The 23,099-nt window shown below is 65.3% G+C and carries 19 protein-coding genes and 1 pseudogene; 6 read left to right on the forward strand and 14 right to left on the reverse strand.

What is annotated here, in order from left to right; all coding sequences use genetic code 11:
* Positions 1-6: 6 nt before the first annotated feature.
* The 4 genes and pseudogenes from ACLJPD_RS17900 to ACLJPD_RS17915 all read right to left on the reverse strand — a co-directional run bounded on the left by ACLJPD_RS17900 (position 7) and on the right by ACLJPD_RS17915 (position 4,095).
* Entirely contained in the window at positions 7-1,482 is a 1,476-nt protein-coding gene (locus ACLJPD_RS17900; RefSeq protein WP_410873332.1) for an acetoacetate--CoA ligase, read from the reverse strand.
* Positions 1,473-1,982 (reverse strand): annotated as a pseudogene (locus tag ACLJPD_RS17905) (AMP-binding protein); the annotation flags it as partial. The pseudogene ACLJPD_RS17905 and the gene ACLJPD_RS17900, both read right to left, overlap by 10 nt.
* The gene (locus tag ACLJPD_RS17910; protein ID WP_410873334.1) at positions 1,979-2,725 is read right to left on the reverse strand and encodes a 3-hydroxybutyrate dehydrogenase; all 747 of its coding nucleotides are present in this window, start codon (positions 2,723-2,725) and stop codon (positions 1,979-1,981) included. The pseudogene ACLJPD_RS17905 and the gene ACLJPD_RS17910, both read right to left, overlap by 4 nt.
* A complete protein-coding gene (locus ACLJPD_RS17915; protein WP_410873336.1) occupies positions 2,722-4,095 on the reverse strand; it encodes an MFS transporter in 1,374 nt (457 codons plus the stop codon). The genes ACLJPD_RS17910 and ACLJPD_RS17915 overlap by 4 nt, the downstream gene beginning before the upstream one ends.
* A 99-nt stretch (positions 4,096-4,194) precedes the next feature.
* Here ACLJPD_RS17915 and ACLJPD_RS17920 point away from each other — a divergent pair, with 99 nt between their 5' ends.
* Positions 4,195-5,163 (forward strand): LysR family transcriptional regulator, encoded by a 969-nt coding sequence (locus ACLJPD_RS17920; protein ID WP_410873337.1) that lies wholly within the window; start codon positions 4,195-4,197, stop codon positions 5,161-5,163.
* Between the two features lie 149 nt (positions 5,164-5,312).
* Here ACLJPD_RS17920 and ACLJPD_RS17925 read toward each other — a convergent pair whose 3' ends face one another.
* The 7 genes from ACLJPD_RS17925 to ACLJPD_RS17955 form a co-directional block, all read right to left on the reverse strand.
* The gene (locus ACLJPD_RS17925; protein ID WP_410873339.1) at positions 5,313-6,068 is read right to left on the reverse strand and encodes a MerR family transcriptional regulator; all 756 of its coding nucleotides are present in this window, start codon (positions 6,066-6,068) and stop codon (positions 5,313-5,315) included.
* 107 nt (positions 6,069-6,175) lie between these two features.
* Complete coding sequence (locus tag ACLJPD_RS17930) at positions 6,176-7,504, reverse strand: TerD family protein (RefSeq protein WP_410873341.1); 1,329 nt, start codon at positions 7,502-7,504, stop codon at positions 6,176-6,178.
* 139 nt (positions 7,505-7,643) lie between these two features.
* Positions 7,644-9,473 carry an ATP-binding cassette domain-containing protein gene (locus tag ACLJPD_RS17935; RefSeq protein ID WP_410873342.1) on the reverse strand — a complete coding sequence of 610 codons (1,830 nt, stop codon included), beginning with the start codon at positions 9,471-9,473 and terminating at the stop codon, positions 7,644-7,646.
* A gap of 12 nt (positions 9,474-9,485) precedes the next feature.
* Complete coding sequence (locus tag ACLJPD_RS17940; RefSeq protein WP_410873344.1) at positions 9,486-10,655, reverse strand: type III polyketide synthase; 1,170 nt, start codon at positions 10,653-10,655, stop codon at positions 9,486-9,488.
* Positions 10,656-10,702: 47 nt separating this feature from the next.
* The gene (locus tag ACLJPD_RS17945; RefSeq protein ID WP_410873346.1) at positions 10,703-12,169 is read right to left on the reverse strand and encodes a fatty acid desaturase; all 1,467 of its coding nucleotides are present in this window, start codon (positions 12,167-12,169) and stop codon (positions 10,703-10,705) included.
* A 254-nt stretch (positions 12,170-12,423) separates the two neighbouring features.
* The gene (locus tag ACLJPD_RS17950; RefSeq protein WP_410873348.1) at positions 12,424-13,230 is read right to left on the reverse strand and encodes an LppX_LprAFG lipoprotein; all 807 of its coding nucleotides are present in this window, start codon (positions 13,228-13,230) and stop codon (positions 12,424-12,426) included.
* A gap of 180 nt (positions 13,231-13,410) precedes the next feature.
* Entirely contained in the window at positions 13,411-14,310 is a 900-nt protein-coding gene (locus ACLJPD_RS17955) for a helix-turn-helix transcriptional regulator (RefSeq protein ID WP_410873350.1), read from the reverse strand.
* Between the two features lie 223 nt (positions 14,311-14,533).
* Here ACLJPD_RS17955 and ACLJPD_RS17960 point away from each other — a divergent pair, with 223 nt between their 5' ends.
* Positions 14,534-15,355, forward strand: a complete 822-nt coding sequence (locus ACLJPD_RS17960) for a hypothetical protein (protein ID WP_410873351.1) — start codon at positions 14,534-14,536, stop codon at positions 15,353-15,355.
* On the opposite strand, the gene ACLJPD_RS17965 is transcribed toward ACLJPD_RS17960, so the two are convergent.
* Both ACLJPD_RS17965 and ACLJPD_RS17970 read right to left on the reverse strand, forming a co-directional pair.
* Entirely contained in the window at positions 15,315-15,989 is a 675-nt protein-coding gene (locus ACLJPD_RS17965; protein WP_410873353.1) for a TetR/AcrR family transcriptional regulator, read from the reverse strand. The two genes, ACLJPD_RS17960 and ACLJPD_RS17965, sit on opposite strands and share 41 nt — an antisense overlap.
* Positions 15,990-16,166: 177 nt before the next feature.
* Positions 16,167-18,461: a LuxR C-terminal-related transcriptional regulator gene (locus ACLJPD_RS17970; protein ID WP_410873355.1), complete on the reverse strand. Its 2,295-nt coding sequence runs from the start codon at positions 18,459-18,461 to the stop codon at positions 16,167-16,169.
* Positions 18,462-18,747: 286 nt separating this feature from the next.
* Between ACLJPD_RS17970 and ACLJPD_RS17975 the strand changes: the two genes are divergently transcribed.
* Genes ACLJPD_RS17975 through ACLJPD_RS17990 form a run of 4 tightly spaced genes read left to right on the forward strand, consistent with a single transcriptional unit; the run spans position 18,748 to position 22,587 of the window.
* The gene (locus ACLJPD_RS17975) at positions 18,748-19,977 is read left to right on the forward strand and encodes an acyl-CoA dehydrogenase family protein (RefSeq protein ID WP_410873357.1); all 1,230 of its coding nucleotides are present in this window, start codon (positions 18,748-18,750) and stop codon (positions 19,975-19,977) included.
* Positions 19,977-21,125, forward strand: coding sequence for an acyl-CoA dehydrogenase family protein (locus ACLJPD_RS17980; RefSeq protein ID WP_410873358.1), 1,149 nt, complete (start codon positions 19,977-19,979; stop codon positions 21,123-21,125). Before ACLJPD_RS17975 ends, ACLJPD_RS17980 begins: the two co-directional genes overlap by 1 nt.
* Before the next feature lie 2 nt (positions 21,126-21,127).
* The gene (locus tag ACLJPD_RS17985; protein WP_410873360.1) at positions 21,128-21,748 is read left to right on the forward strand and encodes a QsdR family transcriptional regulator; all 621 of its coding nucleotides are present in this window, start codon (positions 21,128-21,130) and stop codon (positions 21,746-21,748) included.
* Positions 21,749-21,762: 14 nt separating this feature from the next.
* The gene (locus ACLJPD_RS17990) at positions 21,763-22,587 is read left to right on the forward strand and encodes an enoyl-CoA hydratase-related protein (RefSeq protein WP_410873362.1); all 825 of its coding nucleotides are present in this window, start codon (positions 21,763-21,765) and stop codon (positions 22,585-22,587) included.
* Between the two features lie 203 nt (positions 22,588-22,790).
* On the opposite strand, the gene ACLJPD_RS17995 is transcribed toward ACLJPD_RS17990, so the two are convergent.
* Entirely contained in the window at positions 22,791-23,078 is a 288-nt protein-coding gene (locus tag ACLJPD_RS17995; RefSeq protein ID WP_410873364.1) for a hypothetical protein, read from the reverse strand.
* Between the last annotated feature and the right edge of the window lie 21 nt (positions 23,079-23,099).

Raw genomic sequence — 23,099 nt, forward strand, 5'->3', positions numbered from 1 at the left:
GTCCATTCACTCCCCTGAAGCCGACCCGCCTTCCGCTGACAACTCGGCGAACTCGGCAAACCACGCGAGCAAGCTCGGGATGTCGACGGCGCTGGGGTCAACGACAGTCGTGAGGTCGGCGCCTTGGAGGAGCCTTTTGATGGGGACTTCGAGCTTCTTGCCGGTGCGGGTCCGGGGAATGCCAGGGGCGGTGATGATGTCGTCAGGGACGTGACGGGGAGAGGTTCGCGTGCGGATCGCTGTTCGGATTCGGGCGGTCAAGTCGTCGGTGAGCGTGCTGCCCTCAACGAGGACGACGAACAGCGGCATCCAGTATCCGCCGTCGGGTTGTTCGGCGCCGATCACCAGAGCGTCGGCGATTTCTGGGAGTTGCTCTACCGCTTGGTAGATGTCGGCGCTGCCCATGCGGATGCCGTGGCGGTTGAGGGTGGAGTCGGAGCGGCCATGGACGATGACGCTGCCGTGGTCGGTGCGGGTGATCCAGTCGCCGTGGCGCCAGACGCCGGGGTAGGTGTCGAAATAGGCTGCGCGGTAACGGGTTCCGTCGGGGTCGTTCCAGAAGCCGACGGGCATGGACGGCATGGGTCGGGTGATGACGAGCTCGCCGACCTCGCCGTGGACCGGGCTGCCTTGTTCGTCCCAGGCTTCGAGGGATACGCCCAGGTAGGGGGCGGACAGTTCGCCGGGCCAGACGGGGACCGTTCGGGCGCCGCCCGCGAAGGCCGAGACCACGTCGGTGCCGCCGCTGATCGCCGCGACCGGGATGTGCGCACCGACGTTGTCGCGCAACCAGATCGACGAAGACGGTGGGAGCGCTGACCCGGTGACGCCGACCAGACGCAGGGCCGACAGATCGTGCTCCCGTTTAGGCACCGCACCCGCCTTCGCGCAGGCCAGCACATAGCCCGGACTGGTGCCGAGGACGGTTGCGCCCACCCGGGAAGCGATGCCCCACAGCGCATCCGGTGCCGGATAGCTCGGGCTGCCCGCATAACAGACGATGGTCGCGCCGACCAGCAGACCGGCGACCTGGAAGTTCCACATCATCCAGCTGGGGCTGGTGTACCAGAGAAACGTGTCGTCGGGACCGATATCCGACTGCAGCCCTACAGCTTTCAGGTGTTCGAGAAGCACACCGCCGTGGCCGTGGACGATGCCTTTCGGCAGGCCCGTGGTCCCCGAGGAGTACAGCACCCACAGCGGGTGATCGAAACCGACCTCGTCCGCCGAGATCGTGGAGCGATCGCCGTCAGCGGTGACTTCCGCCCAGTTCAACGTGCCCGCAACAGCCTCGTCCGACACCAGAACGGTCGCCACCAGCGTGGGCAAACCGGCGCGCAGTTCCGCGATCTCGTCGCAGCGGTGGTGTTCTTTCCCGCCGTAACGGTAACCAGCGGAAGCCACCAGTACCACCGGCTCGAGCTGTCCGAGCCGATCCAGCGCCGCCTTCGCCGAATAGTCCTGGCCACACACACACTCCACACCGCCCCGACACTCACGGTCGCGAGGAAGGCGATCACGGCCTCCGGGATGTTCGGCAGGTAACCGGCCACCCGGTCGCCGTGCCGAACACCGAGCCCGCGCAAGGTCTGCGCGAGAGCCGCCACCTGATCCAGCATGTCGTCCCACGCCAGCTCGGTGACCGACCCGCTCTCGTCCACCGACACGATCGCGGGGCGATCCGAGCGGGCCCGGCGGATCACTTGGTCGACATAGTTCAGCCGAACCTCGGGAAACCATCGCGCCCCGGGCATTTCCGCGGCGGCCAACACCTCGCCTGGTCGGTCACCGAGTCCGAAGTAGTCCCACACCGAACCCCAGAATCCGCTCGGATCCTCGACCGACCACTGCCACAACGCCTGGTAGTCAGGCACCGCGACAGCATGCCGCCCGCTCACGAATCGCGCGAAGTCGGTGATCCGAGCCCGGTCGATGTCGTGTCCGTCCGGCACCCACTGTGGTGCCGCTACCACTGCGTTCATCGGGCGCTCCACCCTCCGTCCATCAGATAGGAGGAACCGGTGACCATGCCCGCGGTGTCGGAGACGAGCCAACCGACCAGTGCCCCCACCTCTTCCGGTTCGATCAACCGTTTGACGGCACTCTCGGTGAGCAACACCTTCTCGAGAACTTCCTGCTGCGGGATCCCGTGCGCGGCCGCCTGCTCGGCGATCTGCTTGTCCACCAACGGTGTTCGCACATAGCCGGGGCTGACACAGTTACTGGTGACCCCATGCGGTCCACCCTCCAGCGCGGTCACTTTCGACAGCCCTTCCAGCCCGTGTTTCGCGGTCACATACGCGACCTTGAACTGCGAAGCGCGAATCCCGTGCACCGAGGAGATGTTCACGATCCGCCCGAATTCCTGCGCGTACATGTGTGGGAGCGCGGCCCGGGTCAACAGGAACGGTGACTCCACCATCAGCGTCTGCATCATGCGAAACCGGTGCGGTGCGAAATCCTCGATGGGACTGACGCTCTGCACGCCCGCGTTGTTGACCAGGATGTCGATCTCGAGCCGCAACTCGGCCAGGGCGTCGACGTCGAGCAGATCGACGATCCACGCGTGCCCGTTGATCTCGTGTGCCACGGCCTTCGCACCGACTCCGTCGATATCGGCGACGGTGACCTCGGCACCGCGAGCGGCGAGTTCGCGGGCGCATGCGGCGCCGATGCCGCTCGCTCCGCCGGTGACCAGCGCCTTACGTCCCGTGAGATCGCTCATGCGCCAGCACTTTTCGGGGTGGAGGCGTCAGCCAGATCGACAGATTCCAGGTCGATCCCGCGAGTCTCCTTCGCGCACACCACCGCGATCACGGTGACGGTCGCGGCACAGGCCAGGTACCAGGCGATCGGAACCGACGAACCGAATTCGTCGAGCAGTTTGACCGCGATGATCGGCGCCAGCGAGCCCGCCACGATCGAGGTGACCTGATAGCCCATCGACACACCGGAGTACCGCATCCTGGTCGGGAACATCTCGGCCATGATCGCAGGCTGACCGGCGTACATGAACCCGTGGAACACGAGCCCGATGATGATGGCGGACAGGATGATCACGCTGTTGCCGCTGTCCATCATCGGGAAGGCGAAGAAGCCCCAGGTCGCCGCGGCGACGGCACCCGCCAGGTAGACCGGGCGGCGACCGACACGGTCACCGAGCCTGCCCGCCAGCGGAATCACCACGATGTGCACGGCATGCGCGATGAGCAGCCACCACAGAATCGTCGTGGTGTCGGCATGCACATGGACCTTGAGGTAGGTGATCGAGAACGTGACGACCAGGTAGTACATGATGTTCTCGCCGAACCGCAGACCCATCGCGGTGAACACACCACGCGGGTACTTGCGCAGGACCTCGAACGGGCTGAACGAGGTGACCTCGGCCTGGTCCGCCGACTGCTGGGCGGCCACGAAGATCGGGGCATCGGTGACCTTGGTGCGCACGTAGTAGCCGACCAGCACCACCACCGCCGACAACCAGAACGCCACGCGCCAGCCCCAACTCAGGAACGCCTCGTCCGACAGCGTGGACGTGAGAACCAGCAGCACCACAGTGGCGAGCAGGTTGCCCGCGGGCACACCGGCCTGCGGCCAGCTCGACCAGAAACCGCGACTCCTACTCGGGCTGTGCTCGGCGACCAGCAGTACCGCGCCACCCCATTCGCCGCCGACGGCGAAGCCCTGGATGAAGCGCAGCATCACCAGCATCGCCGGTGCCCAATAGCCGATCTGGGCGAAGGTCGGCAGACAGCCCATCAGGAAGGTCGCCGCACCGACGAGCACGAGGCTCACCTGCAACAACTGCTTGCGGCCGTAGCGGTCGCCGAAGTGGCCGAAGACGATGCCGCCGAGCGGTCGGGCCGCGAAACCGACTGCGTAGGTGACGAAAGCGGCCAGGATCGCGTCGAGGTCGCTGGTGTCCTTGGAGAAGAACACCTTGCTGAACACCAGGGTCGCGGCGGTGCCGTAGAGGAAGAATTCGTACCATTCGACGACGGTGCCCGCCATCGACGCGGCGACCACCCGCCGTAGGCCGGTGGGGGCTTCGTCCGGGTCGTCGCCGGTCGGTCGGGTCGCGCTACGCACGCTCATCGCACTACTCCTTCAATGTTCCAGGTCACATCACGAGGCAACTGTGATGCGTCCCACAAGCCGTGAAGAGAGTATTCGTGCAGATATATTTCGGTGACAATGGCCAGTTTCGCAGCAGCTATCTGCGAAACTGCACACGTGAGCCATTCTTCGTCGACTTCCGGGCGCAGGCCGAGCGCTGATGATTTGCTGGTGCTGCTCGCCGTCGGCCGGTCCGGGCGCTACGTCACCGCCGCCGAGGAATTGGGCATCAATCACACGACGATCTCGCGGCGCATCGCGGCACTCGAACACGCCATGGGCGGGCGGGTGCTGACCCGCGTCACCGGCGGCTGGGAGCTCACTGACCTGGGCCGCGAAGCATTGACCGCTGCCGAAGCCGTGGAAGCGGCTGTCCGATCGCTGGGTTCGGCCGCCGGCGAACGCACGCTCGAAGGCGTGGTGCGCATTTCGGCCACCGACGGTTTCAGCGCCTACCTGGCCGCACCGTCGGCCGCACGCGTGCAACGCAGACACCCCCGCCTCGCCGTCGACATCATCGCCGCGACCCGACGAGCATCCACCCAGCGAACCGGCCTCGATATCGAAGTGGTTGTCGGCAAACCCCAGGTCCACCGCGCCGAAGCGATCGAACTGGGCGACTACTGCCTGCGCCTCTACGCCTCCCGCGACTACCTCGCCGAACGCGGCACCCCAACCACCATCGCCGAACTGGCCCGCTACCCGCTGGTCTACTTCATCGAATCCATCCTCCAGGTCGACGACCTCGACTTGGCGCCGGCTTTCGCCCCGGCCATGCACCGCTCCGTCTCCTCCACCAATGTCTTCGTCCACGTCGAGGCAACCCGCGCCGCCGCGGGCATCGGCCTACTCCCCTCCTTCATGGCCGACCGCCACCCCGACCTCCTCCGCGTTCTCCCCGACGAAGTCCGCGTCCAACTCACCTACTGGCTCGTCATCCGCCCGGAGACCTTGCGCCGCCCCGAGGTCGCCGCGGTCGTCGAGGCACTGCGCGCCACCGTCCGCGATCGGCGTGCGGAGTTGCTCGGCGAGCGCCAGGAACCGTGAACTCGTGGGTCGGCCGGCGTTCGTCTCGGGGTGGCGGTGCGGTACGAGACCAGAAGATAGCCAACGGCTTTCGCGTGGTGCGCGGGTGTCGCTCCCACGCACCACGCGGTGGTTCCCGCCACTGTCGTTCGGACGGCGACGGTGACCCGCTACTCCCGAGCGGCGTTCGCGGCTGTGATGAACTCGATCTGCGCGGGCGACGGTCCGCAGAACTCGCTCTCGATGCGGTCGGACTCCTCGGCCTGCATCCGGTACATGCTGTCGCGCAGGCCTTCGTCACCGCCATGGAACTCGTCCAAGAGCGCCATCCACCGCGCCGCCATTCGCTGCGCCTCGGGTGCGGTCGGGTCCGTTCCCGCGGCGATCGCGGCGTCGACCTTCGGGATCAGCTCGGCCCAGTCTGCTTCGGCTCGCGCAATGTGCTGTTCACCGAGCTTCTCCCGGCGCAGTGCGAGCTGCGTCAACTGCTCCTCGGTGAAATATTCTTTGATGGTGTCGTCGACCATGACAGTCCTCCTGATCAGTTCCAGGAAGTGATCCGTGGATGCGTCCGACCGGCTCTCGGCCGTGGCGGTCAGCGCCGCGACCAGGGCATGAAGGTCTCTGGTCGCGGCCAACTGAGCGGCCAGATAGTCGCGATGTGCGGCCAGTACCTGTGTCATCGGCACGGCCCCCTCGAGCAGGTCCGCGATCTGGTCGAGACCGAGGCCCAGCTGACGCAGCGCCAGCACCTGGTACAGCCGCTCGACGTCGCTCGCGGTGTACAGCCGGTGGCCGGTGCCGGTCCGCTCGGCGGGGTGCACCAACCCGATGCGGTCGTAGTGGTGCAGCGTCCGCACTGTCAGTCCGGCCTCGGCCGCGAGTTCTCCGACCTTCCACACCCGCTCGGTTCCGCGCTGGTCCATCCGTTTCATCTCACTTCCACCGACGCCATGTGCGCCGGTGTGATCGACGGTAGAACCTGACCTTACGTCAGGTGCAAGCCCGAAATTCGCCCGCCGATTCCGACCTCTCAGCGAGCAGTTGGGCACTGGCCTTCGTAGCTGCTCAAACCCAGGCCGTTGGCCTTCTTGCTGCGGCCGACGGGGCCGTTCTTGGCGGACCGGACCCAGGTGCCGTTGGTGTCGAGCACCGGCATGCGTTCACTGAAAGCCCGGCTGTAGTGGATGGTGCCGTCGACGGTGAGGATGCCGTCGCGGACGTCGATATGGGCGACGGTGGCCCAGAACGAACTCTTGCCGTTGCCGATGATGACGGTGATCTGGTCGGCGTCTTTGTCGGGGAGGCCGTCGGGGCCGGGACGGCCGTAGCGAACGCGGACTCTGGGGTTGCCGAACTTGTCGATGGCGCCCGCACCGTTGTCAACGGATTGGTAGACGTTGAGCAGGAGGTCGCCGTTTTCGGTGGGGCGGACGGTGACCTGTTCGGTGGCGGGTTGGTTGTTCGCGCCGGGGCCGCGGGAGTCGCCCTGGTGGTGGATGAACGGCCACTGCGTGATGTCGCCCTGGTGGCCCTTCTCGCCGCTGAGGACGACGTAGTCGCCGGTGATCTCGTTGCGGCAGAAGAAGTAGACGTCCAGGTCGCCGGTGCCGTATTCGGTGCAGCGGCCGTTGTTGTCGTATTTCGCACCTCGCCCGTCCCATTCGAGGCCGACGGTCAAGACGTAGCCGGGGTCGCCCTTTCGTAGGTCGATGGTGGCGCGGCGGTCGGGAGAGTCCTTGGTCAGGACGACGTCGACTTTACGAAGATCAACCGACGCAGCGGTGGGCGTAACGCTCTGGGGCACAGGCACTTCGGCCACACCCGAACGCTCGTCGGCCGGTTCCTCCACGGCATCGACAACGATGCCGTGATCGGTCGCGAAGGCCGCCAGCCCAGCGCTGTACCCCTGACCGATAGCGTCGAGCCGCCACCCGCTCCCCCGCCGATACAGCGCCACAGCTTGCAGCACCGTCTCGGAGGCCAGCCCCGGTGGCACGAAGGTCACCGACTGAGTCGCGCCGACCACGGCGACCCGCAGCCCGGCGACCGCACCGAACCGAATCCCCTGCGCCTCTGTACTTCCGGTGATCACCACCCGATGGATCTCGGCGGGCAATGCCGAAAGATCGACCGCGACAACAGCATCGGACTCCAACCGAACACCGGATGCCGCCGGGTTGTTGAAGAACACGAAGTCGGCATCCGAGCGCACCTTGCCATCGGCGGTCAACAGCACGGCAGCTACGTCCACCGCCCCGGCCGGGCTGTCGAGATCCAGGCGCACTGTGTACAGCCCGTCGACCAGATCCGTCTTGGAACCCTTGCCCACTTCGACCATCGTTGTCGTACTCCCACTCATGATTGCCCCCCGCACCGGTCGACCTCGCCCCACGCTACCTGCCGTAGGACGTCCGCCCGGTGACACCGGCCGCACCTGCAGGTCCAACGAAAACGCCGGCCCCGAAAGGGACCGGCGCTCATGTATTACCGCTCGGGTACTACACCGCGACGAGACCGAAGTCGAGCTTCACCAACTGATCGGCGCAGTCGAAGTATCGGTCGTCGTGGGTGATCACGATGACCGTCTTTCCACGGCGCTTCAGATCGGTGAGGATCTCGTGGTAGAACACGTCGCGGAAGCGTGGTTCCTGATCGGCGGCCCATTCGTCGAAGACGTAGATCTGACGGTCTTCGAGCAGAGCGGTGAGCAGGGCCAGGCGCTTGCGCTGCCCTTGCGACAGATCGACGGTCGACAACCGCCCGTCCTGCACGGTCACCTTGTGCGCGATCTGCAACTCGTCGAGGTAACGCTGGACTTCGGCGTCGATACCGGGGCGGTCGAAGCCCAGGTAGTCCTCGAACAGGTGGAAATCGGTGAACACCGCCGATGAATTCTGCCGGTACCACTCGATGTTGTCGTGGTCGATCCTCTCCCCGTTGAGCGACAACGACCCCGAGCGTGGCACATACAGACCGGTGATGAGCTTTGCCAGCGTCGACTTTCCGCTGCCGTTGCCACCGACGATGAACGTGATCTGACCGGGTTCGAAAACCAGGTCGATCGGTCCGAGCCGGAAGCCGGCGTCGTCGGATTCATCGAGTCCGGGCGGCGGAGCCAGCGGACGCACATCGGCGCCACCGTGGTCGACCCATTTCTTGCCGTTGACATCCACCGGCCCGCCACCCGGATGGGTACCGGGGTGCGCGGGATGGGGGTGCCTGCCGTTTGCCTCGCGCGGCGGCATCCCGGGACGCGGCGGAGGCCCACCGGGCCCGTGTGATCCCGGCGGTGGCGGCACCTGCGACGGCGCCTCCGAGCGATACACGTAGCTGACGTTCGTCAGTTCCAGCTTGGCCTCCCCTGCCGCTGGACGGTCCGTGTAAGGCAGCGACTCCTCGTCGTGCAGTGTCGTCATCGACAGGTTCATCGCCCGGATCTTGGCCAGCGCCACATCACCGCGCAGCAGATCGGGGATGCGGTGCATGAAGTTCTGCATCGGCATCGCGAGGAAGGTGGTGACCAGCACGTAGCTGACCATCGTCTCGCGCGGCAGATCCAGTGCGGCCGCGATGGCGAACAGGATCAGCGCCATCGTGCCCAGTTGCAACGCCTGGCCGAAGCCTTGGGCGTAGGAGAACTTCGAGCCCGCGTCGGTGTTCTGATCGCGCAGCGTGCCCGCCGAGCCGAGCAGGTGCCGGTCCATGAAGTCGCGGCGACGGCCACGGTGCAGCTTCAGTTCCTTGATGCCGAGGGTGACGGCCTGGAACGATCGCAACAGCGCGTCCTCGTTCTCGCGGGCTTCCTGGTAGATACCGCGGACCCGCTTGAGGACCAGTTCGACACACGCGATACCGACCAGCGTGCCGCCGACCGTGACCGCGAAAATCGGTCCCGAGACCACGGCGAGGAACACGAAGCAGCCGACGATGGTCGCCACATCCACGCAGATCGACGGGATGGCGGTGACCGCCTGCGACAGCGAACGCACGTCCTCGGTGAGCGTCGCCATCAGGCGATGCATGCCGAGCCGTTCGAGGTGTTCCAGTGGGGCAGAGACGATTCCGGAGCTCAGGTCACTGCGCAGCCGGTAGATCGCGTCCTGGGAAAGCCGGATCAGCAGCACCTGCGACAGCACACCGCTGACGAGGATCACCAGACCCGTCGCCCCGAAACGGAGTAGCAGGTTGTCCGGTTGCGGGCGCGGCGAGACGACCGCGTTGATCAGCGTCACCAGATAGGTGTTGGCGGCGCCGCAGATCAGACCCGCGACGACGACGGCCGCGATCCTGGACGGCGACAGCGCGGCGAGAAAACGGAGCAATTGCATGACTTGGCGCTCTCAGCTTCGGATGACATCGAACACGATGCCCTCGAGGGTGACACCCGGTGCGAACGAGAACGCCACACCGGTAGAGATCGGCGCCGCCGTCTGCGCGTCGCGGATCATCCGCTCCAACACGAAGATCAGCGAAACGCTCAGCATGTTGCCGTGCTCGGCGAGCACCTCCCAGCTCGGTGCCGCCAGCTCGGCGGGGATGCCGAGCGAACGCGCCGACTCCTCGATGATGCGGGGACCACCGGGGTGGATCGCCCACAACTCGATATCGGATTTGCCGAGTCCGTTGCGCGCCAGCACTTCCGACACCACCGGGTCCACACCGCGATAGATGTAGTCGGGCAGGCTGGTCGCCAGTTCGCAGGTGATGCCCGCGTCCTTCACACCGAGCACGATGCCGTCCTCGGCGTCATCGAACAGGTGGCTGAAGCTGTCGCGGATGACGACGCTGCCAGGCGCGAGCGGCTTGTGCACCTGGTTGGCGCCGATCACCACCGCGCCACAGCCGTCACCGAACAGACTGTGGGTGATCACGTCGTTGACGTCGTCATCGAAAACGGCGTTGACCGAACTCAATTCGATGCACAGCACCATCGCCTTCTTGTCCGGATGGGCCCGGACGTAGTCGACGGCGGCGCGAATGCCGTTCATGGCCGCGGCGCATCCCATGAAGTTGATGACCATGCGGCCGACCTTCGGCGACAGACCCAACTGCTTGACCACCGCGACGTCGACACCCGGCGCGATGAAGCCGGTGCTGGTCACGAAGATCAACTGGCCGATGTCTTCGGCCGGGTTCTCCAGGCCGGCAACGGCGCGCCGGGCCACGTCGACCGCCAGCGGCACCGCGTGCTCGAAGAACATGTTCATCCGCTCCCGGATGGTGCCGGGCTTGCGGCTGAACTCGAGGAAGTCGGGGTCGAGTGGGTCGATGACCAGGCGCCGGGTGTCGATCCTGGTCTTGGCGTAGATCCGCGGAATACGCTGGCGCTGAACGGGATCGGAGAACATTTCGGCGACGCGGCCCGCGTTGACGGACTGATCGACGACCAGCGAGGGTGAACCGGTGGCGACCGCTTCGATCACGCCGACGGTCGTCGGCGGCGAGGGTGGTAGCAGGTCGTGCCCGCGCTCGACGTCGGGCGTGCGGAGCAGGTCAAAGGAAACAGACACGGGCACAAATCCTTTCGAGATAGATCAGGGGGTGGCAACGGGCCGAGTCAGACGGTTCCGATGCCGGAGAAGCCCTGCGCGGTATAGGTGACGCAGGTCTTCAACGCTGACGGTGCGCAGTGTTCGCGCACGAAACCCCACCGGTTCTCCTCGGCCTCACGGGAAGGCGCGAACAGATAGGTCCGGCACAGCTTGGGGAAACGATCTCCGAAGAAGCTCTTGGCGGGCAGCCACTCCACGCCGAACTTCGCGGCTTCCTCACGCACCACGTTCTCCGACGCGATATTGGCGAACCCACTGCGCTGGAACGGAAGTACGTGATGGGCACGGTGCGAGCTCAGGCCGGCCGAGAGGAAGCAGTCGACGTACTTGTTGCCGACCACGCTCAGGTCGTAGGCCTGCTCGAGCTGGTTGACCGCCCAGTCCTCGGTCTCGACGTGCAATTCCTCGGTCGGGATCTCGAAGTCGTGACTGGCCACCACCATGAAGGTGCTGATCCACAGCGTGATCACGAACTGCAGGCCCCAGGCGAGCAGGTCGCCCGCGATTGCGAAGGCCGCGAACTCGGCCACCAGCAGGAACCGCATCCCGAACGAGCCGATGAAGTGCGGCAGTGCGCCACGCCAGCTGCCGTACATGTCCTTGATGCCCACCTTGCGGGTGAGCCGACAGACGTCGAGGAGCCGAATGATCATGCCCGTCAACAGATGTCCGAACTTGTGCACCGTGTGCACCGGGACCCGGTACAGACGCGGAATCTGCATCATCATCGTGAAGACGTTCTTCTTGATGTCGACTTCACTTTGGGTGTGCGGGTGGTGCAGTAGTGCGTGACCGTCGGCGGTGACGAAAGACAGTGCGACATAGTTCATGTCGAAGGCGTTGACCGCGTACTTGTTCAGGCCCTTCTGCGCGCGATGGATCGCGTAGTGGCCGAAACCCGCGAGCGAACTGCGCAGTAGCACCATCGCGATCACGAAGGCGGGCAACGGCATCCAGCTCGTGTCGTAGAGACGCAGCGCCTGCACGGCGATGTAGGCGAAGATCAGCACGCCGACGACGATGTCGAACGCGCGGTCCATCCGCTTCAGCCGCGCCGCGAGCTCGGGCTCCTTGAGCCGGGCCTTCACCTGGTGCAGCAGGTCGGACTTGTTGTCGAACTTGTACTTCGGGGTGTCGTCCCAGCTGTTGAAGCCGTCCTTGAACAGGAAGTCCGGGGCGTTGTTCTTCGGATGGATGTCCTCGGGCGTGGCAGCGCGATCGAGACTGTAACGCTCGATCATCCGCGCGATTTTTTCCGGATCACGGTGGTAGGAGCCGATGATCGACGTGATATCGCGATTTTTCGTGCGACCGATGAAGAATTCACCGCCCGGATGCTTGGAGATCCACTCACTCAGGTCGTAGGCTCTTCCGTTATAAACCCATACGTTGTTGACGGGAGGCCGACCCCCCGGACCGGGCGGTGGCGGGAGCTCGCGCTCTGCTTCATCAGGTCGATCATCGATCGTCATTAGTTCTTCCTCCGTGTCCGATCGGCGTCCGATGCGTGTTGCCTGCCGACCAGCGTCCCGACACGTATAGTCCTTGTGGCGCCTTGCATCTCGCTGAACATTCTCTTATTGGATGCGCATTCGTGCGTCCGTGATTCGCTTACCACTGGCGGACACCCAAACGACACACCGGTCCGGGGCTGCGGAGGGCACTGCGTGCCAGACTCCGCTGACCCCGGACCGGTGTGGGTTGGATCCGGTAGTACCGGTGAATGTCAGCCGGCGGGCTTGACGATGTTGACCGGCTTGGCCCAGTTCGACAGGCCGACGGTGACCTCGCCCTGATCCTTCTTCACCACGGCGCGAACAAGATTCGGGCCGTCGCCGGTGGACGCGGCGTCCGACGGCTTGGTGGAATCGGAAGCGGGCGGGGCGGTGTCCTGGATCCAGACGGTGATCGGCATGGTGCCCGCGTTCTGACCGATGCGCGGCACGATCGGGTCGATCACCGCGGCGTCGATGGTGCCGGAGACCTTGACGGTGTTGATGCCGTCGATCACCTCACGGCCCTCGGTCTTCGCGTTCTGGATATTGGCGATCACATTGGCGATGCCCTTGTCCTTGTCCAGGATGACGCCCGGATCGTAAACCTTCTCGGCCGGGCCCGCAGGCACGTAACGACCGCCCGCCTGGGTGTACAGCACCTTGTCCACCACGAGGAATTTCGCCTCGGTGAAGGCGGCTTCGGGCGTGAGCTTGACCTTCGCCTCACCCATCGCGGCGCCCGAGCCCTGGGTCTCGTTGGTGACGTCGGCGGAGACGGTTTCCACCGGCAGGTCGGGCAGGTTCTTGACGGCGATGTTCAGGTGCACGTTGTGCAGGGTCTGCGTGGTCTTCGCCGACTCCTTCACGATCTGTGCGCCATCGGGCAGCGCACCGGTGGGCACCGGGCCCGCCGTGGTGGCCGAATCGTCTTTGGTGCAGCCGGATACGAGGGCCGCGCAGACCGCCGCCACCGCGACGACCGAAGTGATGCCGGAGCGTCGCGTGACCCGCCGACGCGAGGTGGGGTTCGGTGTCATGTCGATCAAGGTTCATCCCCTGGAGATGGTCGTAAAATCGGTATGAGGCAGCCGAAGACCATAGATCATCTCGTGCTCCCCCGTCGGCGATATTACCTGAGGAACTCGATTTGCGAGACCTCTGCTAGCTCTGCCATTTTCAGATCTCCGCGACCACCGATCCACCGCCGTTTTCCCAGTTCAGCCCACCGTGTGGAATCGCCGCCGATGCTCGTCGATCGGGCGTAGCCGCGCTCGGTCCTCCATCGCCAGCAGCTCGGAGAGCTTCGCGGCTTCGGTCTCGTCGACCGGGGTGAAGATCTGGATCCACGCACCGTCGGAGGCGGGCAGCGCCATCATCGTGAGGTGCATCGCGAGATCGCCGACAGCGGGATGCTGGACGACCTTGATCAGGTTCACCGGCACCGCGACATCGTTGCGGGCCCACATGCCGGCGAATTCGCTACTGGCCACGCACAACTCGTCGACGAGTGCCTGCCACGTCGGGTCGTCGAGGTGTCGGACGTAGGCGCCGCGCAGGTAGGCGACCATGCGACGCTTGTCATCGATGTTGTGCTGGTACGGGTTGCAGCACTCGGGGGTCAGGAACACCGTCCGCAGCACATTGCTGCCGGAGTCGGTCAGGCCGGGGAACAGTGCGCGGTAGGCATCGTTGTGCACCAGGACGTTGTACTGGGAATCGAGCAGCACAGCGGGCAATGGCGACAGCTTGTCCAGGATCACCGGCAGGCCGGGTGGTATCACCGTCGACGACGGGGCGGCGGCCACCGACGGCACATCCGCGAGGCGGTAGAGGTGCGCCTTCTCCGCGTGGTCGAGGCCGAGGGTGCGAGCCACGGCGTCGAGCACCTGGACGCTGGCATTGATCGGCCTGCCCTGTTCCAGCCACGTGTACCAAGTGACGCCGATGCCTGACAACTGCGCGACTTCTTCACGGCGCAGACCGGGCGTGCGCCGCCGCGGACCCGGCGGCAGGCCGACATCAACCGGCGCGATCTTGGCGCGACGCGACTTCAAAAACGCTCCGAGCTGAGCCCGACGTTCGGTCCGCACCGAGCGCTTGTCCCCCACTTGCCTCATCCCACCATCGTCGCCGATGCCGATCCCGGTATCCAGGTGGTGCCGATACCCGGATCGGCGCGAGGAGGGCACACCCAGTACTCGCCGACTGCGACCGGGCTGACCCCGTCGATCTCGTCGGTCGGCCGGAAGCGGTGCGTAACGCGGGGGGAGCCGGATCCGACCGCATTGGTGTGAGATGGGCTATCGAGGACGGGACGGACCGCGCGTGAGAGCCGCTCGGATGAGACGAGCAGCCGTGGTGGCCGGGGCCGCGGGTGTCCTCGGCCTCCTTGGTGGCAGCGGGCCCGCGGCTGCTCAGCCGACCTTCGTTCCCAGCGACGCTACCCGGTTCGTCGCGGGTCCGGGCGACCACGGCAATGGCGGCAACAACGGGAACTCGGACCCTGGAAACGGTAACGGCAACCAGGGAAATGGTGGCGGTAACCAGGGCAACAACGGAAACCAGAACCCCGGCCGCGGTAACGGCAATCAGGGCAACGGTGGCGGCAATCAGGGCAACAACGGGAATCAGAACCCCGGTAGCGGTAATGGCAACCAAGGCAACGGTGGCGGCAACCAAGGCAACAACGGAAATCAGAACCCCGGCAACGCACCCGAACCGCAGGCGCCTGCCCCTGCCCCTGCCCCCGGCGCATCGCCCGAGCCCTCGCTGCCCGAGCCGGACACCGCCGAACCCGGCGGTGCACCCGGCGATGGCAGCGCCGCACCGCCGGCCGGATCCGCTCCCGGCGGAGCCGCAGACTCACCCGAATCCGCTCCCGGCGCGGCCGCAGACCCACCCGGATCACCCACCCCCGGCGAAGCGGATGATCCTCCCGCCGCGCCCGCACCCAGCGGCGGTGCGGCGATACCCACCCACGAGGTCGAACCCACCAGCGACTCGACCATCCTCCCCGAGCCGAATCTCCTCTCGGTGATCGGCGGTCTCCTCGCCCTGGGGCTCGCCGGTGGCGGATCGGCCGCGGTCAGTTTCCTGAGCGCCGCCCAGGCCCAGGCACGCATCAATGCCGCCCGAGCCGAGTTCTTCGGACCGCGTGCGTGATCGTGGGCATCGCGGCCCGCTCTGCCTCCAGGAAGGCCGCCATCATTTTGGCAGTCAGTTCGATGGCATTTCGACGGTCGTCGTTGTTGTCCAGCGCCGAGGCCCGCAGCACTACCGCGAAACCGGTGCTGAGAAGAATGAAGGCTATCCCTTCGTAATCATGGTCGACGCCGGGCCCGATGTTCTGGATCACTATCAATTTCACCAGGAGTAGCAGGCGTGGCTCGAATTCGGGCAAGCCACTGCTGTAGAACTGCACACCTCCCACCAGCGCCCGAACCAGTTTCGCGTTGGCCACCAGTTCGTCGGCTATGACTTCCAAGATGGCCAAGATGGTGGTGACCAGGTCTTTGGTGGATGTCTCCGGGAGATCCGACATCGTCGTCGTGAACCGTTGCTCGATATCGCCGAGCAACCGCGCGAGCAACTCTTCGACCATGACGCTCCGGTCGGAGAAGTAGCGGTAGACGGTGCCGATACTGACCTCGGCCTGCGCAGCGATCCGATTGGTCGATGTATCAGCGATGCCTCGTTCCCCGAACAGCTGCGCCGCGACGTCGAGAATGTGCTCTCGCGTCGCCTTCGCGCGCTCCTGCGACGGACGGCGCCGCTGGGCCGGCCCTTTCGTCGGCACTGCGCCCTCCTCGAACCGATCCCCGCCAGGCCGCTGACCCGATCGCCGTCGAATCGAGCGACTCGTGCGTACGCCCCCGTCCCCGTACAGCCTCCTCGAACAGCGATCCAGGCGGTATCGGCAGGATTACGTAGATGTGCTCGGCGCCGGGCTTTCAGCGACGGGCCAACGCGAGGCTCACCGGCTGATTGCTTCCATCGCGGTGAACCACGTCGCGACCTGTGTCCGATTGTGAAAGTCCAGTTTCACCAAGATGTTCTGCACGTGAGTGGCGGCCGTTCGAGGGGAGATGAACAGCCGGTCGGCGATCCCCTGATTGGACAGTCCCTCGGCAACCAATGCCGCGATCTCGAACTCCCGGCGGGTCAGCCCGGCTTGCTGGGCTCGCGAGGTACCGGCTGACTTGTCCAACGCGAACCTCATCGCCTCGTCATAGCTGAAGGAGCGACCCAACGCGTGGGCCCGCTCAAAACCGGCGGCACCGAGGGCGGCCCGAGCGCTTGCCACGTGCGACAGATGCGGTCCGGAGACAGCGATTTCAGGGCTGGATCCGATGTCACGCCACACCGTGTGCGCGGCACCGAACAGAATCGCCGCACGCTCGTGTCGACGCTGACGATCAGCGATCCAGGCCAACGCGTCCAAGACATAAGCCGTTCCTGAGCCACGACCGACCCTGGCGAGGTTTCGCAAGGATTCCTCGGCGAGCTCAGCCGCCACAGTGACGTCGCCTCGCTCGACCTCCAGATACGCCAACCCGAACTGGGCCATCGCCCGGTACCGCGTCTCACCGTGCTTTTCACACAGTGCCAGCATGCGGTGTAGTGCGCGTCGGCCCTCGGCCACGTCGCCGCCCCGGTATCCGATTGTCACGCCGTAGATCCACAACGGGTGCAGCTCGCGACGAATCTCCCCATGGGCGCGAAAGACCTCCGCTGCGGCCGCGGCGAGTTCTACGGCGCGAGAATCGGTGCGGATCTGTGCCGCCAACGCCCGGACATAGGTCACGAACGCTTCCATCAACTCCTCGCCACGGCCGACCAGGAATCGGTCGGCCTGGTCCAAGCAGACGGCCGCGCGTTCCAGATCCAGGTGCCAGACCGCTTGCAACGCACACGCCGCGAGCCCACGTCCGCGGTCTGGATGATCCTCGGCGGTGAGCTCGAGCGCGCGGTCGAGCCATATCCGACATTCCCGGCTGTGACCGAAGTAGATCCAGTACTCATCGAGGCGAGAACCCAGACACAGCACCGTGCCCGCTTGCGCCGGGTCGGCGAGCGACCAATCGACGGCGGCACGAATATTGGCCTGCTCCAGGCGAAGTCGAGCGATCCAGGCGAGTTGGTCGGGGCCTGCCCAATTCGCATCGGCGAGGGCGGTGAGCCGATCGACCCAATCACGATGCCGACGGGCAGCGGCGTCGAGTTCACCAGCAGTGTCGAGCAGCGACTGACCGTACTGCCTGATCGTCTCCAACATGCGGTAGCGAACGACACCACCGTAGTCCTCCCGGACCAACACCGACTTGTCGATCAGTCCGTCGACCCCGCCGACGACCTCCTCGAGTGGTAGCCCCGACCCGGCACAGACCTGCTCGGCCGCTTCGATGTCGAACGAGCCCGCGAAGATCGACGCGCGAGCCCACAACTCACGTTCGGTCGGCGAGCACAGGCTGTAACTCCACTCCAGCGTGGCGCCCAGGGTTCGTTGACGCTGCGGAACCATGCGAGCCGCGGCTGCGGGTAACGGCAACCGTCCGACGAGCCGTTCGGCGATCTGCTGAGCGGACAGTGTCCGCAATTGGGCCGCCGCCAGTTCGATGGCCAAGGGCAGTCCGTCCAGACGGCGGCAGATCGCGACCACCGCGCCGCTGTTGTCGTCCGTCAGTTCGAATCCGGGCAAGGCGGTGGCGGCCCGCTCCGCGAACAGGCGAACGGCGTCGACACCGATCGTTGCCGCGTCACCCTCATCGGGAACCGCCAACACCGGGACGCGGATCACCTGCTCCCCCGGCACCGCGAGCGATTGCCGACTGGTCGCCAGCACACGGGATTCACCGCGGATCACCGATGAAGCGAAAGCTGCGGCGGCGTCGACGACATGCTCGCAATTGTCCAAGACCAGCAGAATCTGCTTCTCGGACAGATATTCCAGCACGGTCTGCCAAGGTGTGGGCGAGGTCAGATGCAGCCCGAAGACTGTCGAGACGAAGTACGGGAGTTGGTCACCGTCGCGTAATTCGGCGAGACCGATGAACACCACGCCGTCGGGATAGGTGTCAACGAACTCGCCAGCGATGGCCTCGGCCAAACGGGTTTTCCCCACGCCGCCGGGCCCGGTCAAGGTCACCAGTCGCGCCGACGCCAGAGCCTTCCGGATCTGCTCGGCTTCCCGTTCGCGTCCCACGTAGCTGGTGGCGGCGCGAGGAGAAACCCACGGTGTCGCGCCCATGCCACCTCGCCACTCGAACATTGTCCGCTCTCACCGTATCGGAACGGCAGTCCCCCGGAGCCGTCGCTGCCACCACGTCGGCATTCGGACCTGCTGGTCGGACGTCGGATCAGCGGCCAGCCCTGATCCACCGACGTTCCCGGCCGCAGTATTCCGCAGCCAGGGCTTCTGGGAACTATGTGACTCTCGATTCTAGGTACCTGCGCCTGCGTATCAGTTGATTCCGCACTGAGACAGAAGTACATTGTGTCTCATACGGCCGCAGGTCTACATGGACGCAACGGCCCACACCCCTCCGGGAGGGCTGATGGATTACGACTGGTCAGCGGCTGATATTGCCTTTCGCGACGAGGTCCGAGCTTTTCTCGCCGAGAAGCTGACACCCGAACTACGCCGCGCCGGACGCCTGGCGACAAGTGTCTACCCGGATCACGATGCCAGCATGAAGTGGCAGCACATTCTTCATGAACGCGGCTGGGCGGCACCGGCATGGCCGGTCGAATACGGCGGCTGCGACTGGAGCCTCACCCAGCACTACATCTTCGGCCGGGAGTTGATGCAGGCCGGTGCGCCCGCGTTGTCGCCGATGGGCATCAGGATGGTCGCGCCCGCGATCGTCGCCTTCGGGACGGCCGCGCAGAAGGCGTACTACCTGCCACGGATCCTCACCGGTGAGGTGTTCTTCTGCCAGGGTTATTCGGAGCCGGAATCCGGGTCGGATCTGGCATCGCTGACGATGGCCGCCGTCGACGACGGTGCGGATTTCGTGTGCACCGGAAGTAAGATCTGGACCACTCACGCGACAGCGGCGAATTGGATCTTCTGCCTGGTCCGCACCTCGCGCGAGGGGAAGAAGCAGCAGGGCATCACCTTTCTGCTCATCGATATGACCTCGCCCGGTATCGAGGTCCGCCCGCTGGTGATGACCTCCGGTGAGCAGGTGCAGAACCAGGTCTTCTTCGACAGCGTCCGCGTGCCGAAAAGCAATGTGCTGGGCCAGATCGACGACGGCTGGACCGTGGCGAAATATCTGCTCGTCCACGAACGTGGTGGGGCACTGTCGCCGATGTTGCAGGTCATGGCCCAGGAAGTCGCCACCGCGGCCGCCGGACAGACCGGGCCGGACGGCAACCCGCTGATCGATGACGCCACCTTCGCGGCGAAGTTGGCCGAGGCGCGGATTCGCACCGAGGTACTCGAGATCCTGGAGTACCGAACGCTTTCGGTGATGGCGCAGGGCAAGAACCCCGGCCCCGCCTCATCGATGCTCAAGATCCTGGCCACCGAACTGAGCCAGAAGATCACCGAATTGGCGCTCGAGGCGGCAGGTCCGCGCGGTCGGGTGTACCAACCGCATGCGACGAAACCCGGCGGGCCGATCGCCGAGTTCCAGCCACCGGCCGACGGCTACCGCAGCGGCGAAGAGTGGCAGGCCGTCGCACCGCTGCGCTACTTCAACGACCGGGCAGGCTCGATCTACGCGGGCAGCAACGAAATTCAGCGAAATATCCTCGCCAAGGCAGCATTGGGGCTCTGATGGACTTCACCTTCACCAAAGAGCAGGAACTCCTGCGCGATTCGGTGGCCCGATTCCTCGGTGCCCGTTACGACCTGGAGAAGAGTCGTAGCGCGGTCAAGTCCGACGCGGGGTGGCAACCCGCTGTGTGGCGCGGTTTCGCCGAGGAGCTGGGTATCCTCGGTGCGACCCTGCCCGAGGACGTCGACGGTATGGGCGGTGGACCGATCGAAATGATGGTCATCGCCGAGGAACTCGGGCGCGCGCTCGTCGTCGAACCGTATGTCGACACGGTCGTAGTCGGGGCAGGGCTGCTGAAGCGCTGCGGTGGTGCGGCTGCCGATGCACTGCTGCGGCAGATCGTGGCCGGTACGGCACGCACCGCGTTCGCCGCACTGGAGCCGACGTCGGGTCACGCGATGCACGACCTCTCGACGACGGCGCGCCGCGACGGTGATTCGTGGGTGATCGACGGCAGCAAGACCGTCGTGACCAGTGCACCGTTGGCGACCCATCTGATCATCAGCGCACGCACCTCGGGTGCTCGGCGCGACGAATCCGGTATCTCGTTGTTCCTCAGCGCATTCGATGCGGCGAATCCGCCGACCGGGGTGGAAGTCCACTCCTACCGGACGATCGATGATCGGGTCGGTTCCGATATCACCTTCACCGAATTCCGCTTGCCCGCCGCCGCGCTGCTGGGCACCGAAGGCGACGCATGGTCGTCGATCGAAGCCACAGCCGATGAGGCCATCGCGGCGATCGCCTCGGAAGCGGTCGGGTGTATGCGGAAGGTGCTGGCCGACACCGTCGAATACGCCAAGCAACGCCGGCAATTCGGTCAGCCGATCGGCAGCTTCCAAGTTCTGCAACACCGCATGGTCGATATGTACATGGAGCTGGAGCAGGCCATCGCCGCTGCATATTTGGCGATCCACTCGTTGCATTCGGCACCGGCGGACCGGGCGCGGGCGACCTCGGCGGCCAAGGTCACCGTCAGCCGTGCCGCTCGATTCATCGGCCAGAACTCCGTACAGCTGCACGGTGCGATGGGCATGACCGAGGAACTCGCTATCGGCCACTATTTCAAGCGGCTGACCGCGATCGAGTACGAGTTCGGATCCACGGACTACCACCTCGCCCGCTATGCCGAGCTGACGAGGTCGTAGTCATGACCAGCGGCGAAGGTTCGTCGCCGCAACCGGACGACCTGATGTCGAGCACGCCACCGAAACCGGCGCGTGCGGACGTCATCGACCTCGCGCACCGGTGGTTTCTCGATGGCCGCCGCATCGATATGCAACAGCTGGCCCGCGAATCGGGGATCGGCCGCGCCACGCTGTATCGCTGGTGGGGAAGTCGGGAAGTCGTCATCGGTGAAGTGGTGTGGCGGATCATCGCGGAGGCGATCCGGCGCGTCGAAGCACGTGGCCCCAGCGGGTCCGATGATCCCGCCGGGCGCTTCGTCCGCAACTTCGGCACACTCGCGGATACGGTCCGCACCTTCGAACCGCTGACCCGATTCGTCGCCGACGACCCGGAATACGGCTTGCGCGTGTTGACTTCCGGCTACACCGTCGTCCAGGGCCGCATGATCGACTGGGCCGCATCGCGACTGACCGACCTCCCCGATCTCGATCCGCGCATCGAAGTCCGCGATCTCGCCTACGCCATCGTGCGCGTCGGCGAAGCTTTCGTCTGGAGCGACATCATCACCGGTGACCCGCCACAGTCCGGCAAGGCCACCGCCATGGTCGAGTTGCTCGTTTCCGCCGCATCCGGCAAACGCTGAACCGAGGAGTCGAATTGACTTATAAAGCCATCACTTACAGCGTGGATGCGGCCGTCGCCACCATCACGCTGAACCGTCCAGAGGCACGCAACGGATTCACCACCGAGATGGCCGACGAACTCGGCGCTGCCTTCACCGAAGCCGACCGCGACGACGATGTCCGTGCGGTGATCTTCGCCGCCGCGGGGCGCGACTTCTGTGTCGGCATGGATCTGACAGCGGATGGATCCGATGAGGACGTCACCGACCCCGAATGGGTCGAATGGTCCACCCGGGTCGTGCGCCCGATGACCGATCTGAACAAACCCGTCATCGTCGCCATGCAGGGCGCTGCCATCGGCGTCGGCCTGTCCATGACCCTCGCCGCCGACTTCCGCCTCGCCGCAACCGATTCCCGCTTCGGTTTCGTCTTCGCCCGCCGTGGCCTGTTCCCCGAGGGTGGTTCGCTCTGGTTCCTGCCCCGCATCGTCAGCCTGGCCAAAGCCAAGGAATGGATGATCACCGGCCGCGTTTTCGGCGCCGACGAAGCCCTGGCCGCGGACCTGGTCACCAGCCTGCACGCCACCGAAGACCTCCTACCCGCCGCCCGGGCGCTTGCCGCCGAACTGACAACCCAGGTGGCCCCCGTCTCCGTCGCCGCCATCCGCCGCGGCCTGGTCGCCATGTCCGGCGACAAAACCCCCGACGACGTCTTCACCCTCGACGCCCGCCTCATCTCCTACGCGTTCTCCAGCACCGACCTGCGCGAAGGCATCATGTCCTTCCTCCAGAAGCGCCCACCCCGGTTCACCGGCACAGTGGCCACCGAACTCCCCCACCTCGACGACTGGCTGTCCTGAACCGACGCCGACGGATTGCGCCAGCTCACACAAATGGTCAATGAAGAAACCTTTCTACAATTAACTATCCAGAGCAAATATCTAATTGCAGATAATGATATTTAAGCGCGTTTGGAATAGCGATTTCCAACCATGGAATGATGAGAGCAAGCTATATTTTTTGAACACCCATTTGCGATTCGACATCCCGTCGTACCGCTTGCTCAACATTTCCTGGAGATCGCCATGAGATCGACCTCAACCCTGTTTCGTGCCGGCTTTCTTACTCCGGTGGCCATCGCTACCGTCTTTTGTTTGGCCGCGCCGGTCAATGCCGCCCCCGTCAGCGTGAACTGGAACTGCCGGGGCACAGTCTTCGGCATCGGCCAAACCTCGAACATGACCACCTCGGTCACCGGCACCGCACCGAGCTCGACGGCGTCGGGTTCCGCGGTGGCCATCACCATCACACCGGGCGCCTCGTCGGTGCCCAGTTCGGCTTCCGGCTTCACCGTGAACAACATCAGCAACCT

The organism is Nocardia sp. A7, from assembly GCF_046549215.1.
GTDB lineage: Bacteria > Actinomycetota > Actinomycetes > Mycobacteriales > Mycobacteriaceae > Nocardia.

Coding starts and splice junctions, on each gene's coding strand:
- ACLJPD_RS17910 (WP_410873334.1), bottom strand. CDS start 2,725: ATGAGCGATCTCACGGGACGTAAGGCGCTGGTCACCGGCGGAGCGAGC.
- ACLJPD_RS17915 (WP_410873336.1), bottom strand. CDS start 4,095: ATGAGCGTGCGTAGCGCGACCCGACCGACCGGCGACGACCCGGACGAA.
- ACLJPD_RS17920 (WP_410873337.1), top strand. CDS start 4,195: ATGGCCAGTTTCGCAGCAGCTATCTGCGAAACTGCACACGTGAGCCAT.
- ACLJPD_RS17925 (WP_410873339.1), bottom strand. CDS start 6,068: ATGGACCAGCGCGGAACCGAGCGGGTGTGGAAGGTCGGAGAACTCGCG.
- ACLJPD_RS17930 (WP_410873341.1), bottom strand. CDS start 7,504: ATGAGTGGGAGTACGACAACGATGGTCGAAGTGGGCAAGGGTTCCAAG.
- ACLJPD_RS17935 (WP_410873342.1), bottom strand. CDS start 9,473: ATGCAATTGCTCCGTTTTCTCGCCGCGCTGTCGCCGTCCAGGATCGCG.
- ACLJPD_RS17945 (WP_410873346.1), bottom strand. CDS start 12,169: ATGACGATCGATGATCGACCTGATGAAGCAGAGCGCGAGCTCCCGCCA.
- ACLJPD_RS17950 (WP_410873348.1), bottom strand. CDS start 13,230: ATGACACCGAACCCCACCTCGCGTCGGCGGGTCACGCGACGCTCCGGC.
- ACLJPD_RS17955 (WP_410873350.1), bottom strand. CDS start 14,310: ATGAGGCAAGTGGGGGACAAGCGCTCGGTGCGGACCGAACGTCGGGCT.
- ACLJPD_RS17960 (WP_410873351.1), top strand. CDS start 14,534: ATGAGACGAGCAGCCGTGGTGGCCGGGGCCGCGGGTGTCCTCGGCCTC.
- ACLJPD_RS17970 (WP_410873355.1), bottom strand. CDS start 18,461: ATGTTCGAGTGGCGAGGTGGCATGGGCGCGACACCGTGGGTTTCTCCT.
- ACLJPD_RS17975 (WP_410873357.1), top strand. CDS start 18,748: ATGGATTACGACTGGTCAGCGGCTGATATTGCCTTTCGCGACGAGGTC.
- ACLJPD_RS17980 (WP_410873358.1), top strand. CDS start 19,977: ATGGACTTCACCTTCACCAAAGAGCAGGAACTCCTGCGCGATTCGGTG.
- ACLJPD_RS17985 (WP_410873360.1), top strand. CDS start 21,128: ATGACCAGCGGCGAAGGTTCGTCGCCGCAACCGGACGACCTGATGTCG.